Below are 25,984 nucleotides of genomic sequence, written 5' to 3'. Positions count from 1 at the left end.
TCTATTCTCCTCCATTTTTTATAAATTTACAATCATTCAAATTTGCCAAACCCTTTACAACATCCTCGGCAAATGCCCTACAGGAGGGTGAACCACAAAGTCCGCAGTCCGTTCCAGGAAGCATATTAATTATTTTGTTCATATTTTTTATCATCTTAACTGCACTTTCAAAATCATCTGCAAATTTCAAATTAACTTTTAATATATCCTCCCTTGCAAATTTACTTTGAAACTCATCGTGCAGTTCAACATTGTAGCTAAACTCACCATTAGCTATTATCTTTTTGGCAATCCTTTCTGCATTAAAGGGGTTTTCTATCAAAAATAATCCTCCTAGGCATCCTCTTGTGCAGGCATAGGCTTCTATATAATCAACATCTTTTATTTTTCCATTTTCTACATCATTAAATAACTTTATAACATTTTTTATTCCATCTACTGCTAAAAAATTATCGATTCCAATTGCTTGGCTTTGTCCTCCTGAGAAGGACCATAAAAGTCCAGTTTTAGATATTTTTCTATAGGTTTTATTAGAAGTTTTATTTAAAAATTTTAATAATTTAGGATATATATCACTTATTGCAATAGCACCATCGAAACCTATTTTTTCATTATATTTCAGTTCTTTTATTTTTGTAATCCAGCTTGGACATGGCGTTAAAAGAAAATTCCAATTTCATTCTCCTTATATCCCATTTTGCAATACTTTTCTCTAATTAAAGCCGCTGAAATTTCTATAGGTGTTAACATTTTAACAATATGATCATTTAGGGATGGAAAGTCCTTCTCAATCAATCGAATTATCGAAGGGCATAATGTTGAAATTGCTGGTTTTTCGACCTTTGTTATCTCCTTTTTTAATATCTCAGCCTTAACATCGCAGGCAAAGGTTATATCAAAAACCTCATCAAAACCTAAGCTTAAAAGGGCTTTGTTTATTTCTTCTGGATTTATTTCTTGTCCAAACTGTGGATATAACGTTACTGAAGGTATCAAGACTTTTACTTTATAACCTTCGGTTTCATTTAAGGAATTCCCCTTAGAAACATGGGCTCCATATGGGCATACTCTAATGCACTCTCCACAGTCTATACATTTTTCGTCATATATAATAGCCTTTCCATTTTTTATTCTTATTGCTTCTACAGGGCAGTTCATAAGGCATTTTGTGCAGCCTATGCACCTTTCCTCAATCAGTGAAACTGAGTGAAAAATTTTTTCATAAATATCACCTTTTTAAATTAAAAATATACTCCCATTCTTACCTCAGTATACTCACCTGTCTTAGATTCTATATAAAATTCATCACAGCTTTTCTTCATGTTGGGAAGTCCCATACCTCCACCAAATCCCATTTCCCTCGCATACTCAGGGGCTGTTGAATATCCCTCCTTCATTGCAAGGTCAATATTTTCGATTCCAGGTCCCCTATCCTTTGCTATTATTTCTACTTTGTTGTTAAATATTTTCGCCTCTATATATCCTCCATAGCTATGAATAACTATGTTCATTTCCGCTTCATAACAAGCTACACAAATTCTTTTTATTATATCTGCTTTAATCCCCAACTGCTGTAATAATTTCTTAATACTGCTTGATGCTTCACCACCACGAATAAAATCTCCACTTTCAACATCATACTTAACACTTAATAATTCCTGCATTAGAACATATCAGCTCCTTTTAAACCATTTGAATAAAGAATACCGCAAGCAGTAAACATTGAATATTTCGTAAAAAGAACGCATATTCCCTTTTCCCTTGCAAGTTCTACTACGCTCTCGTCAGGCCTTTTATTTCTAACAAAAATTATGCACCTTAAATCTAGCATTTCTGCTGTTCTGACTGCCTGAATATTGGTAAGACCTGTTAATAGAATAGTTTCTTTTTTGCCAAACTCAAAACGTCACTCATAAGGTCACAGGCAAAGGCACCTATTGCCTCATAATCAAGCAATTCTTCATTGCATAAAACTTCTGCCTCCAAAAGCTCTTTAATTTTACCTAATTTCATCATAATTCCCCCGTTAAAAAATCTAATATAATATTATTATTTTTCTGAAACTTTTTCAATGTAATTTTTTTAACAGCTAAAATACAAATTTGACTAAATTTCCATATTTGTGTATATTTATTATAAATTCATACAGGGAGTGGTGGTATGTCAAAACATGTTATTGATGAGGCGAAGCGTTGCCTTCAATGTAAAAATCCGAGATGTAAAATGGGTTGCCCTGTAAGCACCCCAGTTAACGATATGGTTAAAATGCTTCTTGAGGGTGATATTATAAAGGCAGGGGAAATGCTATTTGAAAACAACCCCTTATCCTCAGTATGTTCACTTGTTTGTCCTGTTGAAAAATTTTGTGAAGGAAATTGTATTTTAAACCATAAGAACAACCCTATTCAGGTAAGCATTATTGAAAATTATATTTCGGAATATTACTTGAGAATTTTAAATGAAAGTCCTAATATAAACAAGGATAGAAAAATTGCAGTCATTGGTTCTGGCCCAGCAGGAATAACAATATCCTTTATGCTTGCAAAAAAGGCTATGATATAACTATTTTCGAAGCCCATGATAAAATAGGCGGTGTTTTAAGATATGGCATTCCCGACTACCGCTTACCTAAGAATATTTTAGATTTGATTAAAAATAAACTGCTTAATATGGGAGTTAAAATACGACCAAATACTCTTATAGGTCCAGTTATAACTTTAGAGGATTTATTTAGGGATGGCTACAAGGCAATATTTATTGGCACTGGAGTTTGGAACCCTAAACCCCTTAGAATAAAAGGAGAAAGCCTCGGCCACGTTCATTATGCAATAGACTACTTGAAAAATCCTGATGTTTATGATTTAGGAGAGAGGGTTGTAATCATCGGTGCTGGAAATACCGCAATCGATGCTGCAAGAACAGCCCTAAGAAAGGGCGTAAGAGAAGTTATAATAATGTATAGGCGTGGCGAAGAGGATATGCCTGCAAACAGAGAGGAAATAGAATATGCTAAAATAGATGGAGTTAAATTTGAATTTTTTAAATCTCCCCTTGAAATATTAGACGAAGGAATAAAATATATTAAAACAGAAAAATCAAACAATGAAAAGGATAGGATTGTAGAAATACCTGGCACAGAAGCAATATTAGAAACCGATTCGATTATAATTGCAGCAAGCCAAGGACCTAAAGCAAATATAGTATCTAATACTGAGGGATTAAAAATTAACAATAGTGGTCTTCTTCTTACCGATAATCTTGGAAGAACAACAAAAGAAGGCGTCTTTGCTTCAGGAGATGTTGTAACTGGAGCTAGGGCTGTTGTTGAAGCTGTAAGCCTTTCTAAAAGGTCGCAGAAGCAATAGACCAGTATGTTAGAGAAAAATATCCAGAGCTTTTTTAAAAGAGGGAAATCCCCTCTTTTAAATTTCGTAATCAACTACATATCTTTCTTCTCTCACCTTGTTTATAAATTCTACTACCTTTTTGTGTTCAGGATGATTTATATATTTTTCTAAATCCTCCTTTGACTTAAATTCTGAATAAAGTGCAACATCAAAGGCAGCATCGGATTTGGCAAAATTTATGCCCACCTCTAAATGTTGAATCACATCAATTTTGCCCTTTAAATCCTCCAAAATAGATTTCATGGCCTTTGCATTTTCATCCTTTGTCCTTCCTTCAGCTTCATCCTTTAATCTCCACATTACAATATGTTTAATCAAATCAATCACCTCCAAGTAAATTTTAACATAAAATTAATTGCATGTTTTCATATTTTTATATAATATATTTTAAAAGCACTTTTATGAGGTGATCAGATGCGAAATTTTACTCCTGAAGAACATTATATAAATGCAAGGAAAATGGCCCTAAAGGAATATTCTAAAAATGCTTCCTTAGGTCAATCAGGATATCTTCCATCCTTAGAGGGCATACTTAAAAATACCGAAATAATATCAGAAATAAATATAGGGATAAAGGAAGTCCCTTTAAAGAAGATCATAGGAACATACACCTATTTAAGGAGCAGGTCCTTTGCTAAAAACTTTATGCCCATATTAAACCCTAATACAGAGTTTCAGAAAAAATGGGTTGCATTATGCACAGCCCATTTAGATGAAGGAATTAGAGATCCCATAAAGGTTTACGAGTATTTAAATTGGTATTATGTCGTTGAAGGTAACAAAAGGGTTAGCATATTAAAATATTTCGATGTATATTCAATTTATGCTGATGTTACACGATTAATTCCAAAATACGACGAAACTAACCATGAGATAAAGCTTTATTATGAATTCCTTAATTTTAATAAGATTACTGGTATTCAATCTATATATTTTTCTAAGCTTGGAAGCTTTGATAAATTGTTAAGGATATTAGAGAATTTTAATCCTAGTGAAATAAAATTTGAAGAAAATAAGTATAGATATTTTGAAAAATATATTTATATGAATTTTAGAAGATTATATCTTAACCTTGGTGGTGGCAAGCTTCCTATTACAACTGCCGATGCCTTTTTAGAGTATTGCAATATATATGGATTACCGATTGAAGTTACAGATGAAGAGTTAACTCACAGAATAAGGAGTATAATTCAAATATTAAAATCAGTATCATCGATAGATGAAGAAATAAAGACAACACCGGATATAAATGAACAGAACATTATATCCACTTTAACTTCTTTAGTAAACATCAAGAAAACTTTAAAGGTTGCATTTATTTATGCAAAGGATCCAGAAAGCTCTGGTTGGACTTATGCCCATGAATTAGGCAGAAAATATGTGCAGGAGGTTTTAAAGGATCATATAACAACTGAATATTTTGCCAATATTCCCCTTGATGATACTTCATATGATGCCATAAGAAAAGTTGCCGAAAAAGATTTCGATGTTATATTTACTACAAGCCCAATATTTTTAAATTCAACTGTAAAATGTGCCATTGAATTTCAAAACATTAAATTCTTTAACTGCTCAGAATTTAAGCCCTATTCTAATGTAGGGAATTATTTCGGCAGAACCTATGAGCCAAGGTTCCTATCAGGACTTATTGCTGGTGCCTTAACAAAAACAAATAAAATAGGTTATGTAGCTACAAGTCCTGCTCCAGAAGTAGTTTCTTCAATAAACGCCTTTACTCAAGGTGTAAGGCTTATTAATCCCTTTGCTAAGATTCTAGTATCATGGACCAATGAATGGTATAGTAAAGTTAAAAACGAAGATGCAGATGATAAGCTGATAGAACTCGGAGCTGATATAATTGCAAATATTACCATTGATGAGGATCATCCAATTACAAAGGAATATGGTGTATATTCTATGCTAACTTCTATCAATGATAAAAAGCCCGATAAATATCTTGCTGCTCCAATTTGGAGATGGGGAATATTTTATGAAAAAATACTAAATAGCATATTGAATGGAAGCATAAAGACGATTTCAGACCTTTTAATAACACCAACCGTCTTGTAAACTTCTGGTGGGGAATAGACTCTGGCGTTTTAGATATATATTATTCAAAGGATAATATTCCCCTTGAAACCCAAAAACTTGTTGAACATATGAAAAGGATGGTTATTAGCAATATATATCACCCATTTACCGGCCCTATTTACGATAATGATGGAAATCTTAGGATTGAACCTGACGAGATTGCAACCCTTGATCAAATACTTAATATGGACTGGTTTGTAGAAGGTGTCGAAATAATTTAGGGAGGCATAAACCTCCCTAATATTCTAAAATATAGTATTGATACGCATTTATTATGGTTGTGTTTTTATATTTAATAATCCTTTCCTTGTTGCCATAATTAAGATGCATATGACCATGGATAAAATATTTAGGCTCATATTTATCTATAAGCCTATTAAAGGCCTTAAACCCTTCATGACATTTATCGTCACCATCTCCAAGGCCATAGGCTGCTGCATGGGTTACTAAAATGTCAAATCCGTTGTGCCACCAAATTCTCGGCCTTAGCTTTGCAATCCGCATTTCCATTTGTGCCTCTGTATATTGAAGTAAGCTACTATTGTAAAATTTGCTACCACCAAGGCCTATAATTCTTATTCCTTTGTATACAACCAATTTATCATCTATACATTCACATCCCTCTGGAGGATTGGTCAAATAATCAGTATCATGGTTGCCATGGACATAAAACAAAGGTGCCTTTATCATCGTTACTATAAAAGATAAATATTCAGATTTTAAATCCCCGCAGGATATAACAAGCTCAATATCCTTAAATCTTTCTGGATTAAAATAATCCCAAATATATTTTGATTCCACATCCGAAAGAAGTAGTATTTTCACGCTAACCCAACCTTTTTAAGTTGTCCTCTTTATCAATTATTTACTCTAATCTGCCTCCTTGTCAAGATATTAATGCTTGTAGTAAAATTAGAAAAATTTAAATCTTTAATTATTTTCACATTATTATTTTGATTTTGTAATTTAAAATATTGAAGGATTTTATCATATTTTTCCTGATCGATTTTATTATCCTTTCTAAGTTCATTTAAAATCAATATCCAATATTTAGAAATACTCTCATCATAAATAATGTTAATAGTTGTCCCATTTTTTTATCCTTTAAAATTCCTTTGTTATTATCGTTTGTTTCGTTTATATTATCTTTATGAAGGTCATCTGCTATAATATTGCCATATACTTCAATATTCTTTGTTGACATTATATATTTATTATTATTTGAAGCTATTAATACTTTATATCCATTATAATTTGAAAGATCAATGCCATTATTATTTTTGCTACTACTATTATCATTCTTATCAAGATAAATATAAATTTTATTATTAGAATCTGTAAATTCAAGTTGTTTGTCTTTTTCTAAAGCTTTAAAATCAACATATTTATCAACTTTTATATCTTCTTCTTTTCCCACTACTAAAGGCTTTTGAAATAAGATATTATCAGTTATAAGCGGAAGATTTCCTTCAACAAATCCCCCGCCTTCTGGCTCAAATTCGCAGTTGAGCAAAATATAATTCTTAGTATTGTCTGTTTTATTCCTAGAACGTATTATTATGGTTTCCCTTGGATAAGATTCTGAATTAAGATTGAAATCCTCAAATGATGAATTAAATTGGTTTCCTAAAACCTTTGAAAACTCAAGATCTTTAATTGCTTCATTATATAAAAGAATTTTAAAATCTACGTTTGGATAAATAGGAGACAGTATTTTATTATAAATATATTCAACGGCTTGTCTCCAATAATCTATTTCAATTTTTTCATTTAACATCTCAACCTGAAGATTTAAATTTAAAAGTTGATCATCAGCTTTATCTATTAAATATGTCTTTAAATATTCTTTATATTTTTTATATAAATTTTACTTAAATTTTCTTTATAAGCATTATAAGCTGCATCATCATTATTGGGGTTGTTATCATTAATCTGAGCCATATATTGATCATATATTATTTTAACTTCAGGGCTTTCTGTATTAACATTTCCATCTTTAAAACAATAAACATAAGCCTTTTCTCTTGCTTTTTCAGAAAAAGCATCAAGTATAAATAACGCTAAATCAATAGCTGAATCTGCATTATAAAAGTTTTCGTTCTTTGAAACAAAATTATTGCTTTGTTTATAGGATGCTACTGAAAATTGCAAAAGTCCAACGCTTAAAGTCAGAAGGATGGAAAATATTAATATCACAAAAATCAATGCAGAACCTTTTTTCATAAATATCACTCTCATTGCATTATCAATATTGTTTCCTGCTTAACCGTTTCGTAATTATTTAGAGTCTTGTTTAATTTCTTAATAATAACATTAATTTTTTTATTTTTCTTATTTTCTCTGCCTGGTCATTTGGGCTTTCTACTTTAAACTTTGCTATTTCACCTACATCCTCAAAGTAAATTTTATACTCAGCAATCCCATTTTCTAGATGCTCAAAGTATGAGTTTGAAGGATCAATCTTATATTTTTCTATATATATAGTCATTATTTGCCCAACATCAAGTTTATCTGAAGATGTTTTATTTATTTTCATTATAAAATCCGACATAGTAAAAAGTGGAATCATCAGTATCCCTAATATTGCAATAGAGACTAATACCTCAATTAATGTTAAACCATTAAATTTTTTAATATTTTCACGTCCCTTCCTGACTATTTAAAGGGATTTGTCTTCCCTATGCTATTATTTAAATCAGTCCATTCCCTCTCAGGTGCCTTTTCATCATCGTATCCAAAGAAATATATATCAAACGTTGAATCTAATACCCCCGTTGACTTACCAGAAATCGGTTTTAACAAAATATTATCTATCATATATAGGGTATTAAAATCCTTTGTTTCTTTTAACATTTTTTTAAAATTTTCATAGTTAATTTGCGTATTTAACGTTATCTTATAAAAAATATTTTGTCTATTTTTTTATTATTTTTTCAAAGATAAATTGCTGTTTCTTTTCAATTGGAATATCACCAATTCTAGCGTCATATTTTCTTAGCAAATTTAAAGAATCTATTAATACAAATTTCTCATCCAAATTTTTTGGTAATTTCAATGAAATATCATTATATTCTTGATTGATTTGTTGCATTTTTTCCTTATTTGAATTGTATATAATAATTGCTTTGTTTAACTGTTCCTTCTTGCTTGTAAGCTGGATATTTTCCTGCTTTAAAGCTTCAAGTTTTGAATTTAGATTTTGGTAAAAATAATAATATAAAGCACCAATCAAAAGCATTATTAAAATAATAATCAACTTCTTATCCCTCTCCGTCATATCACTCACTTCCTAACTATATCAGCTGTTATTGTAGTTCTAATCTGACCCTCATAATTAGTTATCCCATTAATGCTTATATTTTTAAAACAATCATAGTTTTGTAAGTTATAGATAAACTGAGCAATATTTTCCTCTTTATTTGTAACTACCATCATAGTTAATTTTTCTCTTGATATGTTTAAATTTTCTACTTTTAAATTTATGGGAATTTTACTTTCTATTTCTGTTAAAATATTGTATAAGGAATTATTACCTTCAATTATATCCTCCATAAATATCTTTTTATTTTCCAGTAATCCCTTCATTACTTGAAATCTTTCAATTTCAGATTCAATGTTTTTATACTTCTCTATATTTGATTTAATTTTATTATTTATAGTTTCATAGGAATTGATATTAAATAGCATGAATAATGTAATAATTGCAAAAATAGATATTTCAATTCCTATAAACCAAAGATATTTTGCAAAATAAAAATCTTTATGTTTTTCATATCTATAATATGCCTCTAGAAAGTTTATGTCCTTATTTTTTAGCAGCAAGCTGTGGTTAAACATAAAATCTCTCCTTAACTCTAAAGTAGCCCTGCAATTGGAACTATAAAGGAATTTAAGTCATAGCTTTGATTTAAATTATCCAAAAATTGAAGATTTTCTAAAACTTGTGTTTTGACGCCTGTTTTTGTTGCAGAAGCAAACTCAAATTAAAATACTTAGCAAGCTCTCCTATTAAAATTATTGAATTAATATCTGTTCTTTCCTTAGCTATATAAAACTCCAATAACTTAGTAATATTCTCCAAAGCTTCATTTAAGGTATATTGATCTGGAACAAAATCTTCTTTTTCCTTGTTTTTATACATATCAATAAGATCAAATGGAAAGGTTTTAGTCATTTGAATTACGTTATCCTTTACTATCACCGCAGTTAAAAACTCCTTTGAAGATTTACAATCATAGTAATATTAGTAGGAATCATTTCAATGGATTGCCCCATGCTTTTTGATAATAATTTTGCAATCACATTAGGCTCAATGTCGATTTTGTTTATTTTTATATTTAATTTGTTTGATATACTAATAACCTTTTCTATCATCTTCTTTTGAAGCGCAAAAACTAAAATTCTTTGTTTTTTAATTTTATTTTCTTTATAGGTATCTATTAATTTATAATCAATTATATATTTTTCTAAATCAACTGGAAAATGATGGGATGCTTCAAATTTTAAAAGATCATATATTTTATCCTGTTTAATAATCGGGATTACTATTTCTCTGACCAATAAATTAGATACACCAGATAGTATGATATTTAAGCTCTTTTTTGTTAATTTATTTTCTGAAAAAACTTATTTAGTTTTTCACAAACTTCAGTTTCATCTAAATCCAATACTGATTTATTTATTCCTACATCAAAACTTATTTCTCCTACTCTTTTATATTAACTTTTTTCCCATTTTACCTTCTATTACCTTAATATAATTATTACTAATTTCTACGCATACTTTTTCAAACATAAAAATCCCCTTCAATTTCTAATTGTATAGCTTAAAGTATATGTTTTAATTGTTTTATTATCTTTAAAGTCAACAACTAAACTAATGGTGATGAGCCGATTTTGTTTTGTAATATTAAGTTGCTTTATGTTGCCATTTAAAACTAGATTATTAGAAGTTTTGTTACTTTGCAAATCCGTTTTTGAACGTATATAGAGTTATTACTATAGGTAACTTCTATTTTAACTCCATTAGACGTATTTTCACTAAACAAAACTTGATTATTATTTTTGGGCACTATAAATATCAACTTGTTATCTTTAGCATCAATCGTTTCCTGATAGGATGATTGAAGCGATGTAAAGATATAATCTAAAAATGATTTTGCTTGAGTTTCAATATAGGCTTTGTTCTTTTCTCTATAGGCCATTTTTATATTGTTAATCAAAATATTATAACCAACTTCTAAGACTATAAATAAAATAAGTGCAACAACTAAAATTTCAACAAGTGTAAAACCTTTTTTCTCATACAATCATCCCTATTTAACCTTTATATTTCCTGGTGGGAGTGAGTTGATTTCTATCACCTTTTTTATTGATGGATTGTTCCTTTCAAACATTTCAATGTATAAATTTTCATTTTCTAATTTTGTTCCATCATCATATTTAACTATTATATTGCCATTGGATGAAAATATTATTGATACAGAATTTTGAAGTGTCAAAGTGGAATTATCATTTTTTAATATGATATCAGTGTCAACTAACTCAACTTCCTTTTGGGCATTATTTCCTTTAAGTTCAACATAAAATTTATCTTCAATTTTTTTAATTTCTATATACCAATTTTCGTAATCCATCTCCTTACTGGCATTTTCATAAGTTTCCTTTAACATTGCAGCAATTTCATCAGCATAACTATTAACCCTTGAGCTTTTACCCAGTCTAACAAAATTAAGTGTTGTTACTGCAGCGATGATACTAATTATAGCAAGAACAATGATCATTTCAGTTAAGGTAAAGCCTTTTTCATATAAAATCACTTCCATTATTTAATTGATTTAAACCAGAGGTAAATCAAACCTCTGGTTTATTATTAATAATTCGCTTCTGGAGTTGGATATAAAATGTGATAATTGCCTTGATTATCTTTAACACCTATTGTTAAAATTCCATTAGCTGCATCATATTTATATTCAAATTCAACATCATATTTCTTTGATTTTGGTATTGAACTAATATACTTGTTAAGGTTACTTATATTAGTAGTATTAACAATTTTCCAAGCATTTTGTGTATCAGCTAATGTAATCTGCCCTTCTGCAACTCCCTGGGTTATTGCACCTGCCAAAGCTTTTGCATTAGCAATATCAGCAGTTGATTTTGACTTATTTATTGAATTTAATGCTTGTGGAACAGCAATACCTGCTAAAACAGCTATAATAGCTAAAACCACAACCATTTCAATCAATGTAAAACCTTTCTTTTTTCTCTTTTCCATAACAAAACCCTCCTAACCTAAATTCATGTTACCATAAAGTTTAAACATCGGTAAAATTATTGAAGCTAGCATAAAACCTACTATTAGTGCTAAAAAACTATCATGACCGGTTCAAAGACTGCAGTAAGCCTTGCTACTGAGTTTTCAACTTCATTTTCATAAAAATCTGCTAATTTTGTAAGCATCTCTTCTAAAGTTCCACTCTCTTCCCCAGTTTTTATCATAACAGGAACAAGATTTGGGAAAATCTCTAGATCTTCAATTGGTCTACTTAATCCCTCACCCCCTTCACCCTTTCAGCAACATCTTCAAATTGCTTTTCTATATAGGCATTGCCTAATAGTTTTTTGTTGTATCAATCGCAGCAACTAAAGGAACTCCAGCATCGATTAAAGTAGAAAGAGTCCTTGAAAATCTTGCGATTGATGCATTTAATGATATATTCCCTATTATAGGAATTTTAAGCTTTAATGTTGAAAAAATATACTTCCTGATGGTGTTTTTTGTATATATTTATTAAAATAGATATCAATATAATCATTAAAAGAAATATTGACCAATAATTCTTAATAAATGAACTTGTAGATAGAATAAATTTAGTTGTTGGAGGCAATTCAACGCCTAAATCATTAAATAGCCCTACAAATGTCGGAATTACAAAAATCAAAAGAAGATTTAGCACAATTACTGCAACTAATAAAACTATAGCTGGATACATAAGTGCATTTGTAACCTTTTGCTTGAGCTTCATGTCCTTTTCAAAGTGGTAAGCCATTTTCTCAAAGGAATTATCTAAAGATCCACTCACCTCTCCTGCTTCTACCATATTAATAAGCAAATCTGGAAATACGTCTTTATTTTCCATCATCGACTCAGATAATGTTTTTCCCTTCTTAACATCCTCATATAGATTATTTACAGCCTTAACAAGCCTTTTATTTGAGAGCTGATTTCTTATTACCTCTAAAGAAGTCAAAAGTGTAAGCCCAGCTTCCAATAAAGTTGCAAGCTGTCTACAAAACAAATATAAATCCTTTGAAGATACTTTGTTTAAAAACTTAATACTTATCTCCTTGTTAAATAAATTTTTCTCACCAATGTCAATAATATAATATCCCTTTGATTTTAATTGTGATAAAGCAGTTTCAAGGTCATTAGCTATAACATTACCCTTTATTCTTTTCCCTCTGCTGTTAATTGCTTCATAAAAAACTCCGCCATAGTCATCCCTCTTTTAATCCATAGAATAGGTTACCCTTAAGTATTCCTCAAAGGTTGTTTCTCCCATCAATACCTTCTGTTTGCAACTCTCTTTAAGTGTAACAAGCCCCTTTTTCACTGCTAAATCCTTTAGTTCATCACTGCTGGAAGTTTTTAAAATAGAATTTCTTAATTCTTTATCTATGACCAATATTTCATAAATGCCTGTTCTTCCCATATATCCTTTATTGCCACAGTATGAACATCCTTTTCCTTTATATAGCTTTATATTTTGATATTCATTAATACCTAAAACATTAATTTCTGTTTCATCCGGAATATACTCCTCTTTACAATGGGGACATATTCTTCTTACAAGCCTTTGGGCAATTACACCAACCAATGAAGAGCTAATCAAATAATTTTCAATCCCCATATCCACAAGCCTTGTTACGGCACTTGCTGCATCGTTTGTATGTATAGTTGATAGAACAAGGTGTCCAGTTATCGCTGCACGAACTGCTATTTCAGCAGTTTCTTTATCTCTAATTTCCCCTATCATAATAATATCTGGATCTTGTCTTAGAATCGATCTTAAAGCTGTCGCAAAGGTTAATCCAGCCTTTGGGTTTACTTCGACTTGATTTATACCATATATCGTGCTTTCGACAGGATCTTCTACTGTTATAATATTTTTGCTTCCTGTATTAAGTTCTCTTAAAATCGTATACAAAGTTGTCGATTTTCCGCTTCCTGTAGGACCACTAACTAAAATGATCCCATGTGGGGATGAAATTATTTTATCAAACAGCTCCAAATCGTGTTTTAAAAATCCTAAATTGGTTTTATCCTTTAAAAACGCCCTTTTATCTGCTATTCTAATTACTACCTTCTCACCATAAACTGTTGGTAAACTTGAAATTCTCATGTCATATTCCTGTTCAAAATACGTATATGAAGTTCTTCCATCCTGCGGAATTCTTCTTTCTGCTATATCCATATTTCCTAAAACCTTTATCCTGGCAACAAGGGCTGAATGAAGCTCAATTTCCATCTTCATAATTTCATAAAGTATTCCGTCGATTCTAAATTTTATCTTTAGCTCCTCTTCAAAGGGCTCTATGTGAATATCGCTGGCCCTTTGATTTATTGCCTGTTCAAATATTGAATTTACTAATTTTATAATCGGCGCAGAGGCTGATTCATCTTCAGCAGCATTTTTATTTCTTTCAGTTTTAAATACCTTGCTTTCCTTCTTAAATTCCTCAGCAGCTTTAAGGGCCTCTTGTTTGCCATAATACTTATCTATTTGTCTTTTTATTTCATCGGATTTTGCTATAACCGGTTGAACGTTTTTGCCGCTATAAATTTGAACATCTTCTATTGCAAATATATTTAAAGGATCAGACATCGCTACATATAGCTTGTCCTTTTCAAGCTTAATAGGAATCAATGTATGTCTTTTGGCAATACCTTCAGAAACAAGCTTTACTGCATCTTGTTCTATTGGAAATCTATCAAGCTTAACATGGGGTATTCCAAGCTGAAATTCCAAAACCTCAATAATTTGATCCTCTGAAATAACCCCCTGCTCAACTAATATTTCCCCAAGCTTTTTCCCGCTACTTTTTGTAATGTTAGAGCCTTTTGAAGCTGTTCTTGGGTTATTAAACCTGCCTCTATTAAAACTTCACCTAGCCTCTTTTTAGTTTGCATAGACCATTTCCTTTCGGTATTTTAGTTCAATCTCTTATTGTAATTATAAGGTAATTTTGATTTCTTGTAAATAAACCCTTCGCTTTTAAAAAACATATTTATTGAATAAATCTTCATTTTTGAGATAATATTAGTAAATTCAAACCTTGAGGTGATTTCGATGGAAAATATAAATATTTTTAATATTCTGAAGTATGAAATGGATAACTTGTTGTATAATCATATTTTAAATCAAAATATTAATCTAATTAAAAATTTTATTAACGATGACCTTATAGAAAAATTAGAATCGCTAGTAAGGAATAAAAAATTTACAGCAAAAGAACTTTATAATGAAGTTTACGATAATATTAAAGTTTTAGGTCCCATGCCCGAAAACTTCTTGCAATATTTATATGAATATACTCTATCTAAATCCTTTCCAAATGCTGTAACAATAAAATTATATGATGATTATTCATTGGTATGCGAAATATTTTTATTATTATTTTCTATTTTAAATAGAATTCAAAAATATTACGATGACAATTCTTGGCAGGGAAGATTTCCACTGATATTTTTAAATGAAGATGAAATAGATAGCGAAATGAGAACAGAATATAGCAGGTTCTTAAAGGCATTCAACAAGTGAATACATTTATGAGCTTATGAAATTGCATAAAGAGCTAACCCAGCATAATACCTTAGATCATATTTGCGGCGTTCATTCTCTTGCACTATATATTGCAAGACAGGTAAAGGCTGCTGGTCTTCCTATTAGCCTTGCTAAAATTTCAGGAGCAGCCGCCGGTCACGATATAGGTAAATTCGGATGTAGGCCTCAAGAGTTAAAAAAATACCCTACCTTCATTATTACTATACAGATATGTGGTTTAAAAAGAATAATATCATGTATATAGGCCATATTGCTGTTAATCATTCCACTTGGGATTTAGAACTTGAGAATCTTCCAATCGAATCATTAATCCTTATATATTCTGATTTTAGGGTGAAAAATAAAAAAATAGGTGAAGGACAAAAGATGCATATTTTCTCTCTGGAGGAGTCCTTCGATGTAATATTGCAAAAACTCGATAACGTCGATGAAAAAAAGAAAAAGATATAGAAAGGTTTACGCAAAATTAAAGGATTTTGAAGACTATTTAATTAGCCTTGGTATAAATGTCGACTTGGAAAAAGTCAACCTAAAGAAGAGAAAAGTAAAATAAACTATTCACTACTACAAGGCAAAGATGTTATAAATCACCTTAAGTTTGCTGCAATTTATCACAACATCAATTTAATGCATCGCCTTCGCGACGAAGCTTCACTAAATCTTATGCTGGAGGCTGCAAGAAGCCTTTCGGATAAAAATAATCTTAGGGAATACCTAAGTGTGTTTGAGGAATATTCCCAGTATTTAACTCAACATCAAAAGATATTAATGCTAAAATTCTTATACGATGAAATGTTAAACCCTGAAGATGATATTAGAAAGCAGTGTGCCCAGCTTATAGGAACATTAATTGCCACCTTTGATGAAGAATACAGAAAGGAAGTTCCTGAGGATATTAACATAGAAAATCCTTCAATTACTAGCTTGGACCTTTTAAAACAATATATTAAACTTTTTTAAGCCCCGATGAAAGGTTATTAGACTTACATAAGGGATGGATTGGCTACAATTTTAGCACAATGCTATCGTCGCTATTTAAAAACTGTAGAAGAAATCAAGTTAATTCTTACAAAGAGGTTTTAAAAGAAATTTACAAAACTTCACCTCCTAAATATAACTTAATCTTTATGATAGAGGCAATTAAATATATTCCTATAGCTGACGATGATGATATTTTTATTGAATTTCTCCTTAACAATTTTACATCAGACAATTTAGTTTATGTTTTATCCGCCCTTGATACAGTTGATAAACTTTTAGAAAAATACCCGACCATCCCTAAAATAAGCTCAATAAAGGAACATTTAATTAAAAATATGAACAGCAATCATTTTGAAGCCGAGGAATATATTAAGACTAAAATACTTTCAAAATTAGGTTATCCAATTGAGCTCGATATAAATAAATACGAAAACAAGATATCAGATATTTCCCTTAGCAACTTAAAAACGGCTACCAGCTGGATCGTAAAAAGGATTCAAATAGAAATGCTCTACGATTATGCCATAAGCAATATTAAAACCTCAGGACTTTATATTGCAATTCACTTCTGCAATATATTAAAGGTTAGTGCCTACGAGAGCGTTAGAAATAAAGCAGGAGAAATGCTTGTTAAACTTATTCCATATCTTACGATGGAACAGAGAAACGACATAGTTGTAGAATTATTAAGGGCCCTTGAAATTGAAGGTTATCAATTTACTAAATATATCCCTGAATATTTAGGCCAAATAGTCCTATATTTAAAACCAGTTGAATTAAATGAGGTTGTTGATGACTTTGTAGAAAAATCAAAACTGCAGGTGTGCAAATAAATACACTTCTTTTAAAGACCATAGGTATATCTATAGCTAACTATTTTAAATATAAAATAAATTTTTACGAGGACAATAACCAATACTATCATAGATTAAACAGGCTATTAGGTGTTTTGATGAATGGACTTGTCCATTATAAAAATTCTATAAGAAGGATGGCAATAAGTGTAATAGGAAAAATAATATTTGAAAATAATACTCTAAAATTTGAAGAAAAAGCAAAAATATTTAACTTAATCGCTAAAAAGCTTTTAACTTTGATTCCAGAAGATAAAAACGACGACCTTCAATTTTTCTCAAATTCAGCGTCATTAAATCATATTTATAGATTTATTTCTGAATATATAAATATAATAGGCAATATTGAATTAGAGCCAGAAAATAAAATTGCCTTTTTCCCTGGAAGTTTTGACCCCTTCTCCTTAAGCCATAAAGAGATTGCAAAGGCGATCAGGGATTTAGGATTTACTGTTTATCTACAAGTAGATGAATTTTCTTGGTCAAAGCAAACTCTTCCAAACCTTTTAAGGAGGAACATTATAAATCTTTCAGTAGCAGATGAGCTAAAAATTTATATATTCCCAAAGGATGTCCCGATAAACATAGCAAATGTTAATGACCTTAAAAAGCTTAATGACATTTTCCCTCATTCAGAAGTATACCTTACGTTGGCAGCGACGTTATTAACAATGCCTCTGCCTATAAAATAGCTGAGGGCGATTTTAACATTTATAATTTCCCACATATAATATTTGAAAGAAGGAGTCTTTTACACACTCCTACAAATGATAGTTTAAATCTACAGGATTATTCAAAATTTAAAAAGGATATAATTAAACTTTCCCTTCCCCCACAATATGAGGATATTAGTTCTTCACAAATTAGAAATTATATAGATAAAAATAAAAATATATCAGCCCTTGTTGACCCCTTAGCTGAAAGATACATTTTTGAGAATGGTTTTTATAGAAGGGAGCCACAATATAAATCGATAATTAAAACAGTATCAATTGATATTGCAGTTTACGATGAACCAAGCAGTGAATTGATTTCTTTGCTTTCTACATTATTTAAGGATAAACGTGAACTTTATAAACAAAAATTAATATCCATGTCCCAAAAATATAATGCAAGATTTTTAGTAATAAAGGACATAAAAGAGGATAAAATATTAGCCTTCTCTGCCTTCCATTGGCTAAGAAGTTCATCTTTATATTTAGAACTTTTTGACGCTATTGCAACTGAATATATAAGAGAAAACGCAGTTGGCAGAATAATAATGATTGATGCACTTTATATTAATAAAGATAATAGTTATAAAAATATTGATAAAATACTTTTAACCGAAACTTTAGCCTTTTGCATCGCTAAAGACTATGATTACGCTATTTATAAAGATTGTTTAGAACTTAATGACGAAGAAATCAGAAATAATTTAGCTCTATACGGTTTTATAAAAATTCCACATTCTGATGATGTTTATGCAGTTAATATGAACTCCCCTGCACGATTAATCTTGATATTGAAAACGTTTTAAAGGAACCATTTAGAAGTAATTCAAACATCGCTTTAACAATTGAAAAATCACGCAAAAACTTTTAGAGGCCCTTGTAAATCTATATCCTGGCAATTTACTCTTGCCTATCGATATGGATATTGTTCACGAAAGTTTAGTAAGGAAGATATGTAAAGAAAATGGTGTATCAACTATTCCTCAAAGGGATAAAAAATATGGCCCCTTTATGTGTGTTCCCTTTGGTAATTTTTTAAATAGATACATCGTTCCCAATACGGTCACGAAATCATTACACACTGAAAAATTTTTTGAACCAGATATGAAAAGCTTTACTATAAAAGCCTATCCATATTACCTTGAAATAGAAAATCAGGTTAAAATGATTAAATCCTTTAATAGGCCGGTTATCTTAATTGATGATGTTCTGCATAAGGGCTATAGAATTAAGGCATTAGATCCTCTACTAAAAAAGAAGATGTAAAGGTTCATAAAATTATCGTTGGTATACTTTCAGGAAGAGGAAAAGAAATAATGGACGTTCAAAAGAGATGTTGACTGCGTTTACTTTATACCTAAACTTCGTCATTGGTTTAATGAAAATTTACTTTATCCATATATAGGTGGTGACATTCTCTGGAGGGGTGAATATCCAAAGAGAAATTTAATTCCATCTGTAAACTTAATTTTACCCTATGCATCTCCTACATTTATTAAAAAGCATCAAAAAAGGCTATATATGATTTATCCAAAATATGCCTTGAAAATGCCTTTGATATATTAAAGGCAATAGAAGAAGAATATCAAAATATCAGAGAAAGAAATTTAACTTTATCAAATCTTGGGGACGTGTTTATTTCTCCAAGATACCCAGACCACGTAAGGATATAAACTTTGATCTGAGCCTACCTCCTTCACATTATCTTAAAAATGACATTGAGCTCCTTGAAAGAATGGAAAACATTCTTATTCGCGAATGAGGTGTTGATATGTATTATTATAAATTACAAGATAAGTTTATTTTTTCATCTGATAAATATAATCTACCTTCTATTTCAGAAGAACAATGCTTTAATCAAGATATTATATACTTCTTTGGCAAAATGCCTTTAGCAAAATCTAGGAGAAGTTTCGTCATAACTTCTCCTAGTGAACTTTTTCTTAAGGAAGAGGATATTGAAATATTAAATCTAAATATAGATTTTTATGAATTGCCACAAGGGCTCATAGACAAAATAACCCAAAGAAAATTAATTTATATAAATACTAATTATAGTGATTGGCAAGATTTTTATTCCTTCAAGACAAACTTTAATAAAATAAACATAATTGGTCTTGGAGATGTTGGTGGAATATTGTTAACAGGCCTTAGATTGATGGGGAAAAATATCATTGAATCCATAGGCATTTACGATAAGAACATCGAAAAAATGAAAAGATGGTTCTATGAAGCTAATCAAATTCTTGAGCCCTTTAGTAAGGATAAATATCCAAAAGTTTCAATCCTCAATGAAGAAGATATATTTGATTGCGATATATTGATATTTTGCGTAAGTTCCAATGTCCCCGGACTTGATGAAAAGGGCGATGTTAGAATGCTTCAGTTTGAAGGAAATTCAAAAATAATAACGCAGGTTGCTAAAAATGCTCGTAAAAATGGTTTTAAGGGTATCTTTGCCGTAGTTTCTGATCCTGTTGACCTTTATGCAAAGTAGCCTTTGTTGAAAGCAATAAAAATGAAAATGGCACTTTCGACTATAAGGGGCTAAAGCCCGAACAAATAATTGGTTTTGGTCTTGGTGTTATGAATGCAAGGGCCAGCTTTTATTCAAAATTAATAAATGGTGCCGAAAATTACGACACAGAAGGAAGAGTTTTTGGACCCCATGGTAAGGACATTGTCGTTGCAAACAGCATTGTTAATTATGATGATGAGGTTTCAATTGAACTTACAGAAAGGGTAAAAAATGCAAATATAGATGTTAGAATGACGGGCTTTAAACCCTTTATCGCTCCCGCCCTATCTTCAGGGGCTCTATCGATTATTTCCCTAATAAAAGGGGACTGGTTTTACGGCTCTATATTTATTGGAGGAACTTATTTTGGTTGCAAAATACGTATTAATAAAGGTTTCATTGAAATTGAAAGGAATCCTTTAAGTGAAAGGTTATTAAATAGAATAAAAGAAAGTTATAGGAAACTAGGTGAAATTATATGATATTTGTAATTACTACTCCTAAAAGGGGAAAAACATTAAACAATATGCTAAAAAGTTTTCTCTCTGATAAACCTTATAAAATTATTGACTCACCTGAAAAGATCGAAAAACTACAAAACAAAAAATACTATTTGCCTTAGATTTAGATGAGGCAGGTTTTTGTCATGAAGTTAATATTATTATGTCTAAATTGTTTGAATTAGGAAAAGATTCCCTTTTAAACTCAACTGCTGCGATCTTGATCCATAGCCCTAATTATCTTTTTACTAAATCTCAGGCACAGTCTATAATATTTCTTGCAAATAGTTTAGGTTGCCGTTTTATAGGTCATCCCCTTGTGGAGGCAATAAAGGACTTTAAAAACTTCCAAACGTGGCAGAAAACAATTAATCTTTCCCTTGAAGAAATCTGTTATGACCAATGCAGAATATTGGGCAATAGACTTTGGGATTTTGATAATAAAAAGCCTTCTAAGCCTAAACTACTGGCCCTTCATGCCAGCAACAAAAGCACCTCCAACACCCTTATGCTATGGCATATGGTAATGAAAAATTTATGTGAATTTGAAATAAAAGAACTGCATGTTGAGAATGGAACTGTTCTTGATTGCATTGGCTGTTCCTTTAAAACCTGCATTCACTTTAGTAAACAAAGAAGCTGCTTTTATGGTGGAATTATGGTGGAGGAAGTTTACCCAGAGGTTGAAAAATCCGACATAATAATGTGGATTTGTCCTAACTATAATGACGCAATTTCTGCTAATTTAACGGCTGTTATAAATAGATTAACTGCGCTTTATAGAAAAATGAAATTTTATGATAAAAAATATATTCAATTGTCGTATCCGGCAATTCAGGAAGCGACAATGTTGCAAAACAGCTCTTGGGTGCTTTAAATATAAATAAGGGGTTTATATTACCCCCTATTTTCTTCTTTCTGAAATTGCAAATGATCCTGAAGCAATCCTTAAGGTCCAAAATATTGAAAATAAAGCCCTTGATTTTGCATTAAAAATAAAAAGAGAAATATTTGCCGATTGAAAGAAAAGTAAAATTAAAGTATAATATGCTTGGACGCTCACCTCAATTTTACTCCTACGATTGTAGGGGTTATTTTTTTATTTGCACCAATTGATAAACTCTTCAAAGAGCCTCAACATTATTGGGTGTTTCTTAGTCATCATCTCGGGATGCCACTGAACCGCCATTATAGGCTTTGTTTTATGCTCTATTGCCTCCACTACTCCATCTGAAGATGTGGCAGAAACTATGAAATTACTTGGCACTTCCTTTGCTGCTTGATGATGGAAACTATTTACAAGAACTCTATCCGTATCAAAAATCTTATAAAGCCTTGTTCCCGGGATTATATTTATATAATGTCCTATATCGTTTATATTAGCCCTCTGCATATGATTTATGTATGCTCCTGCGTTTTGGCTAATATCCTGATAAAGTTTTCCACCAAAAGCAACCACCATTATTTGCTGCCCTCTGCTTATTCCTAAAATAGGCATATCCTTCTCTATAGCTGCTTTAACTATGAAAAGCTCATATAAATCCCTTGGAGTGTATGTAAATCCTACATGTTTTGATGGTTCCTCTCCGTAATAAATTGGGTTCACATCATGTCCGCCAGATAAAATAATGCCATCAAGCTGATCGATTATCTGCAAAAGATCCGATTCCTTGTTAATTATAGGAACAATAACAGGAATACCGCCTGATTCTAAAACTGCATCGATATAGTCCTTTGCAATATAAAACCTTTCCTGGCCTGTGTAAAGGCCCTCCTGAGAAATCATATAATCGGCTGTTATACCAATTAAAGGTTTTTTCATAACATTCACCTCCTGTTATTTATATGATATATCTTTTTTGGAAATTTAAAAGTAATTTAAAAAAAATTATTGTATAATAAAATTAATGAAGGAGGGATAATAAATGAAAAGAATATATATGGACAATGCAGCAACATCCTTCCCAAAGGCTAAGGGAGTTGCTGAGGCTATGACAAATTACATAGAAAATATAGGCGGAAATGTTGGAAGGGGTTCCTATTACAACTCCTATGCTGCAGGATCAATAGTCTATGAAACAAGGGAACTTTTATGTAAATTATTCCACTTTGATGACCCCTTAAAGGTAGTATTTACGATGAATATAACTCAAAGCTTAAATATGATACTTAAAGGTTTTCTTAAAGAAGGTGACCACGTTTTAATTTCTTCAATGGAGCATAATGCTGTCCTAAGGCCCTTAACTAGTCTAAAGCAAAAAGGAATCGAGCTGGATATAATTCCTTGTGACAATGAAGGCTTTCTAGATCCTGATTCAATTAAACAATATATAAAATCTAATACAAAATTGCTTGTTATAACTCATGCTTCTAATGTATGTGGATCTATACAGGAAATTAAAGAAATAGGTAAAATATGCAAAGAACATGATATTGATTTTGTTCTTGATTCTGCTCAAACTGCAGGAATATTAGATATAGATTTTTACGATACAAACTTAAGTGCCCTTGCCTTTACAGGGCATAAAGGTCTTTTAGGCCCCCAAGGAATCGGAGGATTTTTAATTACCAATGAATTTGCAAATAAAATATCCCCTCTTATAGAAGGTGGAACTGGAAGCCTTTCAGAATCCTATTCTCAACCTGAAATTTTACCTGATAAATTTGAATCAGGCACCTTAAATATCCCTGGTATTTTTGGACTTAATGCATCTTTAAAATATATATTAAGTTTAGGCCTTGAAAATATAAGAAAAAAGAAAAAGATCTTGCAAAGCTATTCCTTGATGGACTTCAAAACATAGAAAATATTAAAGTTGTTGGAAGTTATGATATAAGTAAAAGAACAGCCGTAGTTTCAATTGATTTTCAAAACATAGATAACTCTGAAGCAGCCTTTATCCTCGATAACGAATATGGAATTATGACAAGAGTTGGACTTCATTGTGCTCCTTTAGCCCATAAAACTTTGGGAACCTTCCCAAAGGGAACAGTAAGATTTAGCTTTGGCTACTTTACGTTAGAAGAAGATATATTCTATGCTTTGGAGAGCATAGAAAAAATAGCTAAACTTTAGGTTAAATATTGATGCTCATAATTTTTTATTATATAATTAATAACAAACCGAATATTTAAAGTCAATGATGGGGAGGAGTATCATGAGGATCCCTTAAGCGAGCAGGGGACGGTGGGAGCCCTGTAGGGTTACTTATGAGAAAAGAGCCCCTAAGACGCTGCCGGAAAGCTTTATGCAAGTATGGTAAGCCCCTTCATAGGGTTAAAATTTCGAGTGGGCACATGCCAATAAGAGTGAGTACCGCAGGATAGCCGTCTCTTGCAGAGACGGCTTTAATTTTTTATACGGGAGGGATGTTTATGGAATATAAAAAGATAATCTCTGAAAGACTAAGTGCATTAACAGGACTTTCAAATGATGCAATTGAAAAACTTATTGAAATTCCACCAAAACCGGAAATGGGTGACTTTGCCTTCCCCTGCTTCCAGCTTGCAAGAACCATAAGAAAAGCTCCTAATTTAATCGCCGAAGAATTAAAAAATAGCATAGATAAATCTGGTTTTGAAAGAATTGAAACTGTTGGTGGGTATTTAAACTTTTTGTAGATAAGGCAAACCTTGCAAAATCAACCCTTGAAAAAATATTATCTGAAAAGGATGCATATGGACATTCAAAGATAGGGGCAGGTAAAACAGTTACAATAGACTATTCTTCACCAAATATAGCAAAGCCATTCCACGTAGGACATTTATACTCAACTGCAGTTGGTAACGCTCTTTATAGGATATTTTCATCCCAAGGCTATAAGTGTGTTGGCATAAATCATCTTGGCGATTGGGGAACTCAATTTGGCAAACTAATAGAAGCATACAAAAGATGGGTTGATGAGGAGGCCCTTGAAAAGGAACCTATTAAAGAACTATTAAGAATTTATGTTAAATTCCATGAAGAGGCAGAAAAGGATCCAAGCTTAGAAGACATTGCAAGATTGCATTTTAAAAACCTTGAAGATGGCAAAGAAGAAGAAGTTAAGCTTTGGCAAAAAATTAAGGACGTTAGCTTGATGGAATTTAATAAAGTATACGATATGTTAAAAATTAAATTCGACTCCTATGCTGGGGAAAGCTTTTACAACGACAAAATGGATGAAGTTGTAAAAATGCTGGAAGAAAAGGGACTTCTTACAGAAAGCCATGGTGCACAGGTTGTTAATTTAGATGAATTTAATATGCCACCCTGCATAATTAAAAAGTCCGATGGTGCCACAATTTATGCAACAAGGGACCTTGCTGCAGCAATTTATAGAAAAAGAACCTATGATTTTTATAAAAATATATATGTTGTTGGTCTTGAACAAACTTTACACTTTAAACAGGTATTTACAACCCTAAAACTTATGGGGTTTGATTGGGCAGATGACTGCGTTCATGTAGGTTTTGGTATGGTAAAGTTTGCTGATAAAAACTTTCAACAAGAAAAGGTGATGTAATATTCCTTGAGGATTTATTAAATGAAGCTATTCAAAGAGCTAGAGAACTTATTGAAGAAAAAAATGCATCATTAGAAAATAAAGACGAAGTTGCAAAAATTGTTGGAATTGGTGCAGTTGTATTCACCTACTTAAAAAACAACAGAGAAAGAGATATTATTTTCTCATGGAATGATATTCTCAATTTTGATGGTGAAACAGGACCATATGTTCAATATTCATATGCAAGAGGTAAAAGCATTCTAAGAAAGGCAGAAGGTTATGGTGCTAATTTTGATTTTGAAAAGTTAAATTCTCCTGAAGAAGTAGAACTTGTAAAGCTTTTAGCCTCCTTTAATGATGCAATCCTTTCCGCAATAGATAAGTATGAACCTTCCATTTTAACAAGATATATTATTGATGTAGCTAAAGCCTTCAATAAATTCTACAACATGCACCCAATCCTATCAATTGAAGATGAAGCATTAAGAAATGCACGCCTTGCCCTTGTTGAAGCTACAACTATAGTTATTAAAAATGGATTATCATTGATTGGTATAGATGTGGTTGAAAGAATGTAAAATGAGCC

General features: G+C 31.1%; 37 protein-coding genes and 4 pseudogenes. 18 read left to right on the top strand and 23 right to left on the bottom strand.

Annotated features, from left to right (window positions below; genetic code table 11):
- Window position 1 precedes the first annotated feature (1 nt).
- From PWK10_RS05065 to PWK10_RS19465, 6 genes and pseudogenes are all read right to left on the bottom strand, one after another.
- On the bottom strand, window positions 2-322 hold the full coding sequence (locus PWK10_RS05065) for a (Fe-S)-binding protein (RefSeq protein ID WP_274767591.1): 321 nt from the start codon (window positions 320-322) through the stop codon (window positions 2-4).
- A gap of 18 nt (window positions 323-340) precedes the next feature.
- A pseudogene (locus PWK10_RS19475) lies at window positions 341-457 on the bottom strand (hypothetical protein); the annotation flags it as partial.
- Between the two features lie 200 nt (window positions 458-657).
- On the bottom strand, window positions 658-1,194 hold the full coding sequence (locus PWK10_RS05060) for a [Fe-Fe] hydrogenase large subunit C-terminal domain-containing protein (protein ID WP_274768119.1): 537 nt from the start codon (window positions 1,192-1,194) through the stop codon (window positions 658-660).
- A 47-nt stretch (window positions 1,195-1,241) separates the two neighbouring features.
- Complete coding sequence (locus PWK10_RS05055) at window positions 1,242-1,664, bottom strand: ATP-binding protein (RefSeq protein WP_274767590.1); 423 nt, start codon at window positions 1,662-1,664, stop codon at window positions 1,242-1,244.
- Window positions 1,664-1,831 (bottom strand): hypothetical protein, encoded by a 168-nt coding sequence (locus PWK10_RS19470; RefSeq protein ID WP_446715295.1) that lies wholly within the window; start codon window positions 1,829-1,831, stop codon window positions 1,664-1,666. The genes PWK10_RS05055 and PWK10_RS19470 overlap by 1 nt, the downstream gene beginning before the upstream one ends.
- A 38-nt stretch (window positions 1,832-1,869) precedes the next feature.
- Complete coding sequence (locus PWK10_RS19465) at window positions 1,870-2,013, bottom strand: hypothetical protein (RefSeq protein WP_446715294.1); 144 nt, start codon at window positions 2,011-2,013, stop codon at window positions 1,870-1,872.
- A 147-nt stretch (window positions 2,014-2,160) separates the two neighbouring features.
- Here PWK10_RS19465 and PWK10_RS19460 point away from each other — a divergent pair, with 147 nt between their 5' ends.
- Both PWK10_RS19460 and PWK10_RS19455 read left to right on the top strand, forming a co-directional pair.
- Window positions 2,161-2,562 carry a hypothetical protein gene (locus PWK10_RS19460; RefSeq protein WP_446715293.1) on the top strand — a complete coding sequence of 134 codons (402 nt, stop codon included), beginning with the start codon at window positions 2,161-2,163 and terminating at the stop codon, window positions 2,560-2,562.
- Window positions 2,563-2,645: 83 nt separating this feature from the next.
- On the top strand, window positions 2,646-3,365 hold the full coding sequence (locus PWK10_RS19455) for an FAD-dependent oxidoreductase (RefSeq protein ID WP_446715292.1): 720 nt from the start codon (window positions 2,646-2,648) through the stop codon (window positions 3,363-3,365).
- Window positions 3,366-3,422: 57 nt separating this feature from the next.
- Here the strand turns inward: PWK10_RS19455 and PWK10_RS05040 are convergent, their stop codons facing one another.
- A complete protein-coding gene (locus PWK10_RS05040; RefSeq protein WP_274767589.1) occupies window positions 3,423-3,725 on the bottom strand; it encodes a Dabb family protein in 303 nt (100 codons plus the stop codon).
- Window positions 3,726-3,821: 96 nt separating this feature from the next.
- Here PWK10_RS05040 and PWK10_RS05035 point away from each other — a divergent pair, with 96 nt between their 5' ends.
- On the top strand, window positions 3,822-5,477 hold the full coding sequence (locus tag PWK10_RS05035) for a BMP family ABC transporter substrate-binding protein (protein ID WP_274767588.1): 1,656 nt from the start codon (window positions 3,822-3,824) through the stop codon (window positions 5,475-5,477).
- Window positions 5,478-5,575: 98 nt separating this feature from the next.
- Window positions 5,576-5,719 (top strand): hypothetical protein, encoded by a 144-nt coding sequence (locus PWK10_RS05030; RefSeq protein ID WP_274767587.1) that lies wholly within the window; start codon window positions 5,576-5,578, stop codon window positions 5,717-5,719.
- A 16-nt stretch (window positions 5,720-5,735) separates the two neighbouring features.
- Here the strand turns inward: PWK10_RS05030 and PWK10_RS05025 are convergent, their stop codons facing one another.
- The 15 genes and pseudogenes from PWK10_RS05025 to PWK10_RS04955 form a co-directional block, all read right to left on the bottom strand.
- Window positions 5,736-6,323, bottom strand: a complete 588-nt coding sequence (locus tag PWK10_RS05025; protein ID WP_274767586.1) for a metallophosphoesterase family protein — start codon at window positions 6,321-6,323, stop codon at window positions 5,736-5,738.
- A 211-nt stretch (window positions 6,324-6,534) separates the two neighbouring features.
- Window positions 6,535-7,275 (bottom strand): hypothetical protein, encoded by a 741-nt coding sequence (locus PWK10_RS05020; RefSeq protein ID WP_274767585.1) that lies wholly within the window; start codon window positions 7,273-7,275, stop codon window positions 6,535-6,537.
- Window positions 7,276-7,334: 59 nt separating this feature from the next.
- Window positions 7,335-7,721 (bottom strand): hypothetical protein, encoded by a 387-nt coding sequence (locus PWK10_RS05015; RefSeq protein ID WP_274767584.1) that lies wholly within the window; start codon window positions 7,719-7,721, stop codon window positions 7,335-7,337.
- 70 nt (window positions 7,722-7,791) lie between these two features.
- On the bottom strand, window positions 7,792-8,133 hold the full coding sequence (locus PWK10_RS05010) for a type II secretion system protein (RefSeq protein WP_423219148.1): 342 nt from the start codon (window positions 8,131-8,133) through the stop codon (window positions 7,792-7,794).
- Between the two features lie 20 nt (window positions 8,134-8,153).
- A complete protein-coding gene (locus tag PWK10_RS05005) occupies window positions 8,154-8,351 on the bottom strand; it encodes a hypothetical protein (RefSeq protein ID WP_274767583.1) in 198 nt (65 codons plus the stop codon).
- A gap of 61 nt (window positions 8,352-8,412) precedes the next feature.
- Complete coding sequence (locus PWK10_RS05000; protein WP_274767582.1) at window positions 8,413-8,775, bottom strand: hypothetical protein; 363 nt, start codon at window positions 8,773-8,775, stop codon at window positions 8,413-8,415.
- Between the two features lie 5 nt (window positions 8,776-8,780).
- A complete protein-coding gene (locus PWK10_RS04995) occupies window positions 8,781-9,335 on the bottom strand; it encodes a PilN domain-containing protein (protein WP_274767581.1) in 555 nt (184 codons plus the stop codon).
- A 97-nt stretch (window positions 9,336-9,432) separates the two neighbouring features.
- Window positions 9,433-9,699 (bottom strand): hypothetical protein, encoded by a 267-nt coding sequence (locus PWK10_RS04990; RefSeq protein ID WP_274767580.1) that lies wholly within the window; start codon window positions 9,697-9,699, stop codon window positions 9,433-9,435.
- A gap of 5 nt (window positions 9,700-9,704) precedes the next feature.
- Window positions 9,705-10,058: a hypothetical protein gene (locus PWK10_RS04985; RefSeq protein ID WP_274767579.1), complete on the bottom strand. Its 354-nt coding sequence runs from the start codon at window positions 10,056-10,058 to the stop codon at window positions 9,705-9,707.
- A gap of 376 nt (window positions 10,059-10,434) precedes the next feature.
- On the bottom strand, window positions 10,435-10,806 hold the full coding sequence (locus tag PWK10_RS04980) for a type II secretion system protein (RefSeq protein ID WP_274767578.1): 372 nt from the start codon (window positions 10,804-10,806) through the stop codon (window positions 10,435-10,437).
- Between the two features lie 6 nt (window positions 10,807-10,812).
- Window positions 10,813-11,322, bottom strand: a complete 510-nt coding sequence (locus PWK10_RS04975; RefSeq protein WP_274767576.1) for a prepilin-type N-terminal cleavage/methylation domain-containing protein — start codon at window positions 11,320-11,322, stop codon at window positions 10,813-10,815.
- Window positions 11,323-11,369: 47 nt separating this feature from the next.
- Window positions 11,370-11,774: a prepilin-type N-terminal cleavage/methylation domain-containing protein gene (locus tag PWK10_RS04970; protein WP_274767575.1), complete on the bottom strand. Its 405-nt coding sequence runs from the start codon at window positions 11,772-11,774 to the stop codon at window positions 11,370-11,372.
- An 89-nt stretch (window positions 11,775-11,863) separates the two neighbouring features.
- Window positions 11,864-11,998: a type II secretion system F family protein gene (locus PWK10_RS04965; RefSeq protein WP_274767574.1), complete on the bottom strand. Its 135-nt coding sequence runs from the start codon at window positions 11,996-11,998 to the stop codon at window positions 11,864-11,866.
- Between the two features lie 236 nt (window positions 11,999-12,234).
- Window positions 12,235-12,798: a type II secretion system F family protein gene (locus tag PWK10_RS04960; protein ID WP_274767573.1), complete on the bottom strand. Its 564-nt coding sequence runs from the start codon at window positions 12,796-12,798 to the stop codon at window positions 12,235-12,237.
- Window positions 12,799-13,008: 210 nt separating this feature from the next.
- Window positions 13,009-14,690, bottom strand: a pseudogene (locus PWK10_RS04955) (GspE/PulE family protein).
- Between the two features lie 160 nt (window positions 14,691-14,850).
- Here PWK10_RS04955 and PWK10_RS04950 point away from each other — a divergent pair.
- The 12 genes from PWK10_RS04950 to PWK10_RS04895 all read left to right on the top strand — a co-directional run bounded on the left by PWK10_RS04950 (window position 14,851) and on the right by PWK10_RS04895 (window position 21,788).
- Window positions 14,851-15,321: a hypothetical protein gene (locus PWK10_RS04950; protein WP_274767572.1), complete on the top strand. Its 471-nt coding sequence runs from the start codon at window positions 14,851-14,853 to the stop codon at window positions 15,319-15,321.
- A gap of 22 nt (window positions 15,322-15,343) precedes the next feature.
- The gene (locus PWK10_RS04945) at window positions 15,344-15,589 is read left to right on the top strand and encodes a hypothetical protein (protein WP_274767571.1); all 246 of its coding nucleotides are present in this window, start codon (window positions 15,344-15,346) and stop codon (window positions 15,587-15,589) included.
- Entirely contained in the window at window positions 15,580-15,795 is a 216-nt protein-coding gene (locus PWK10_RS04940; protein WP_274767570.1) for a hypothetical protein, read from the top strand. Before PWK10_RS04945 ends, PWK10_RS04940 begins: the two co-directional genes overlap by 10 nt.
- A gap of 213 nt (window positions 15,796-16,008) precedes the next feature.
- Complete coding sequence (locus PWK10_RS04935) at window positions 16,009-16,305, top strand: hypothetical protein (protein WP_274767569.1); 297 nt, start codon at window positions 16,009-16,011, stop codon at window positions 16,303-16,305.
- Between the two features lie 59 nt (window positions 16,306-16,364).
- Window positions 16,365-17,159: a hypothetical protein gene (locus PWK10_RS04930; protein WP_274767568.1), complete on the top strand. Its 795-nt coding sequence runs from the start codon at window positions 16,365-16,367 to the stop codon at window positions 17,157-17,159.
- A complete protein-coding gene (locus PWK10_RS04925; RefSeq protein ID WP_274767567.1) occupies window positions 17,150-17,872 on the top strand; it encodes a hypothetical protein in 723 nt (240 codons plus the stop codon). The genes PWK10_RS04930 and PWK10_RS04925 overlap by 10 nt, the downstream gene beginning before the upstream one ends.
- A gap of 344 nt (window positions 17,873-18,216) precedes the next feature.
- Window positions 18,217-18,699 (top strand): hypothetical protein, encoded by a 483-nt coding sequence (locus PWK10_RS04920; RefSeq protein ID WP_274767566.1) that lies wholly within the window; start codon window positions 18,217-18,219, stop codon window positions 18,697-18,699.
- Window positions 18,700-18,799: 100 nt separating this feature from the next.
- On the top strand, window positions 18,800-19,159 hold the full coding sequence (locus tag PWK10_RS04915; protein ID WP_274767565.1) for a hypothetical protein: 360 nt from the start codon (window positions 18,800-18,802) through the stop codon (window positions 19,157-19,159).
- A 505-nt stretch (window positions 19,160-19,664) separates the two neighbouring features.
- Entirely contained in the window at window positions 19,665-20,390 is a 726-nt protein-coding gene (locus PWK10_RS04910) for a lactate/malate family dehydrogenase (protein WP_274767564.1), read from the top strand.
- Window positions 20,391-20,479: 89 nt separating this feature from the next.
- Complete coding sequence (locus PWK10_RS04905) at window positions 20,480-20,893, top strand: hypothetical protein (RefSeq protein WP_274767563.1); 414 nt, start codon at window positions 20,480-20,482, stop codon at window positions 20,891-20,893.
- The gene (locus PWK10_RS04900) at window positions 20,890-21,033 is read left to right on the top strand and encodes a hypothetical protein (protein WP_274767562.1); all 144 of its coding nucleotides are present in this window, start codon (window positions 20,890-20,892) and stop codon (window positions 21,031-21,033) included. The genes PWK10_RS04905 and PWK10_RS04900 overlap by 4 nt, the downstream gene beginning before the upstream one ends.
- A 41-nt stretch (window positions 21,034-21,074) precedes the next feature.
- Window positions 21,075-21,788 (top strand): flavodoxin family protein, encoded by a 714-nt coding sequence (locus PWK10_RS04895; RefSeq protein ID WP_274767561.1) that lies wholly within the window; start codon window positions 21,075-21,077, stop codon window positions 21,786-21,788.
- Window positions 21,789-22,010: 222 nt separating this feature from the next.
- Here PWK10_RS04895 and PWK10_RS04890 read toward each other — a convergent pair whose 3' ends face one another.
- On the bottom strand, window positions 22,011-22,733 hold the full coding sequence (locus PWK10_RS04890) for a gamma-glutamyl-gamma-aminobutyrate hydrolase family protein (protein ID WP_008909298.1): 723 nt from the start codon (window positions 22,731-22,733) through the stop codon (window positions 22,011-22,013).
- A gap of 103 nt (window positions 22,734-22,836) precedes the next feature.
- Here PWK10_RS04890 and PWK10_RS04885 point away from each other — a divergent pair.
- Window positions 22,837-23,987, top strand: a pseudogene (locus PWK10_RS04885) (aminotransferase class V-fold PLP-dependent enzyme).
- A 299-nt stretch (window positions 23,988-24,286) separates the two neighbouring features.
- Window positions 24,287-25,976, top strand: a pseudogene (gene argS, locus PWK10_RS04880) (arginine--tRNA ligase).
- The last annotated feature ends 8 nt before the right edge of the window (window positions 25,977-25,984 follow it).

The sequence above is a fragment of the Caloramator sp. Dgby_cultured_2 genome (assembly GCF_028872215.1).
GTDB classification, from domain to species: domain Bacteria; phylum Bacillota; class Clostridia; order Clostridiales; family Caloramatoraceae; genus Caloramator; species Caloramator australicus.
This window is presented reverse-complemented; position numbering and strand designations above follow the sequence as displayed.

Coding starts and splice junctions, on each gene's coding strand:
- PWK10_RS05055 (WP_274767590.1), bottom strand. CDS start 1,664: ATGCAGGAATTATTAAGTGTTAAGTATGATGTTGAAAGTGGAGATTTT.
- PWK10_RS19470 (WP_446715295.1), bottom strand. CDS start 1,831: ATGCTAGATTTAAGGTGCATAATTTTTGTTAGAAATAAAAGGCCTGAC.
- PWK10_RS19465 (WP_446715294.1), bottom strand. CDS start 2,013: ATGAAATTAGGTAAAATTAAAGAGCTTTTGGAGGCAGAAGTTTTATGC.
- PWK10_RS19460 (WP_446715293.1), top strand. CDS start 2,161: ATGTCAAAACATGTTATTGATGAGGCGAAGCGTTGCCTTCAATGTAAA.
- PWK10_RS05035 (WP_274767588.1), top strand. CDS start 3,822: ATGCGAAATTTTACTCCTGAAGAACATTATATAAATGCAAGGAAAATG.
- PWK10_RS05030 (WP_274767587.1), top strand. CDS start 5,576: ATGGTTATTAGCAATATATATCACCCATTTACCGGCCCTATTTACGAT.
- PWK10_RS05020 (WP_274767585.1), bottom strand. CDS start 7,275: ATGTTAAATGAAAAAATTGAAATAGATTATTGGAGACAAGCCGTTGAA.
- PWK10_RS05015 (WP_274767584.1), bottom strand. CDS start 7,721: ATGAAAAAAGGTTCTGCATTGATTTTTGTGATATTAATATTTTCCATC.
- PWK10_RS05005 (WP_274767583.1), bottom strand. CDS start 8,351: ATGTTAAAAGAAACAAAGGATTTTAATACCCTATATATGATAGATAAT.
- PWK10_RS05000 (WP_274767582.1), bottom strand. CDS start 8,775: ATGACGGAGAGGGATAAGAAGTTGATTATTATTTTAATAATGCTTTTG.
- PWK10_RS04995 (WP_274767581.1), bottom strand. CDS start 9,335: ATGTTTAACCACAGCTTGCTGCTAAAAAATAAGGACATAAACTTTCTA.
- PWK10_RS04975 (WP_274767576.1), bottom strand. CDS start 11,322: ATGGAAGTGATTTTATATGAAAAAGGCTTTACCTTAACTGAAATGATC.
- PWK10_RS04970 (WP_274767575.1), bottom strand. CDS start 11,774: ATGGAAAAGAGAAAAAAGAAAGGTTTTACATTGATTGAAATGGTTGTG.
- PWK10_RS04965 (WP_274767574.1), bottom strand. CDS start 11,998: ATGATAAAAACTGGGGAAGAGAGTGGAACTTTAGAAGAGATGCTTACA.
- PWK10_RS04950 (WP_274767572.1), top strand. CDS start 14,851: ATGGAAAATATAAATATTTTTAATATTCTGAAGTATGAAATGGATAAC.
- PWK10_RS04940 (WP_274767570.1), top strand. CDS start 15,580: ATGTATATAGGCCATATTGCTGTTAATCATTCCACTTGGGATTTAGAA.
- PWK10_RS04935 (WP_274767569.1), top strand. CDS start 16,009: ATGCTGGAGGCTGCAAGAAGCCTTTCGGATAAAAATAATCTTAGGGAA.
- PWK10_RS04930 (WP_274767568.1), top strand. CDS start 16,365: ATGCTATCGTCGCTATTTAAAAACTGTAGAAGAAATCAAGTTAATTCT.
- PWK10_RS04910 (WP_274767564.1), top strand. CDS start 19,665: ATGTATTATTATAAATTACAAGATAAGTTTATTTTTTCATCTGATAAA.
- PWK10_RS04905 (WP_274767563.1), top strand. CDS start 20,480: ATGAATGCAAGGGCCAGCTTTTATTCAAAATTAATAAATGGTGCCGAA.
- PWK10_RS04900 (WP_274767562.1), top strand. CDS start 20,890: ATGATATTTGTAATTACTACTCCTAAAAGGGGAAAAACATTAAACAAT.
- PWK10_RS04895 (WP_274767561.1), top strand. CDS start 21,075: ATGTCTAAATTGTTTGAATTAGGAAAAGATTCCCTTTTAAACTCAACT.
- PWK10_RS04890 (WP_008909298.1), bottom strand. CDS start 22,733: ATGAAAAAACCTTTAATTGGTATAACAGCCGATTATATGATTTCTCAG.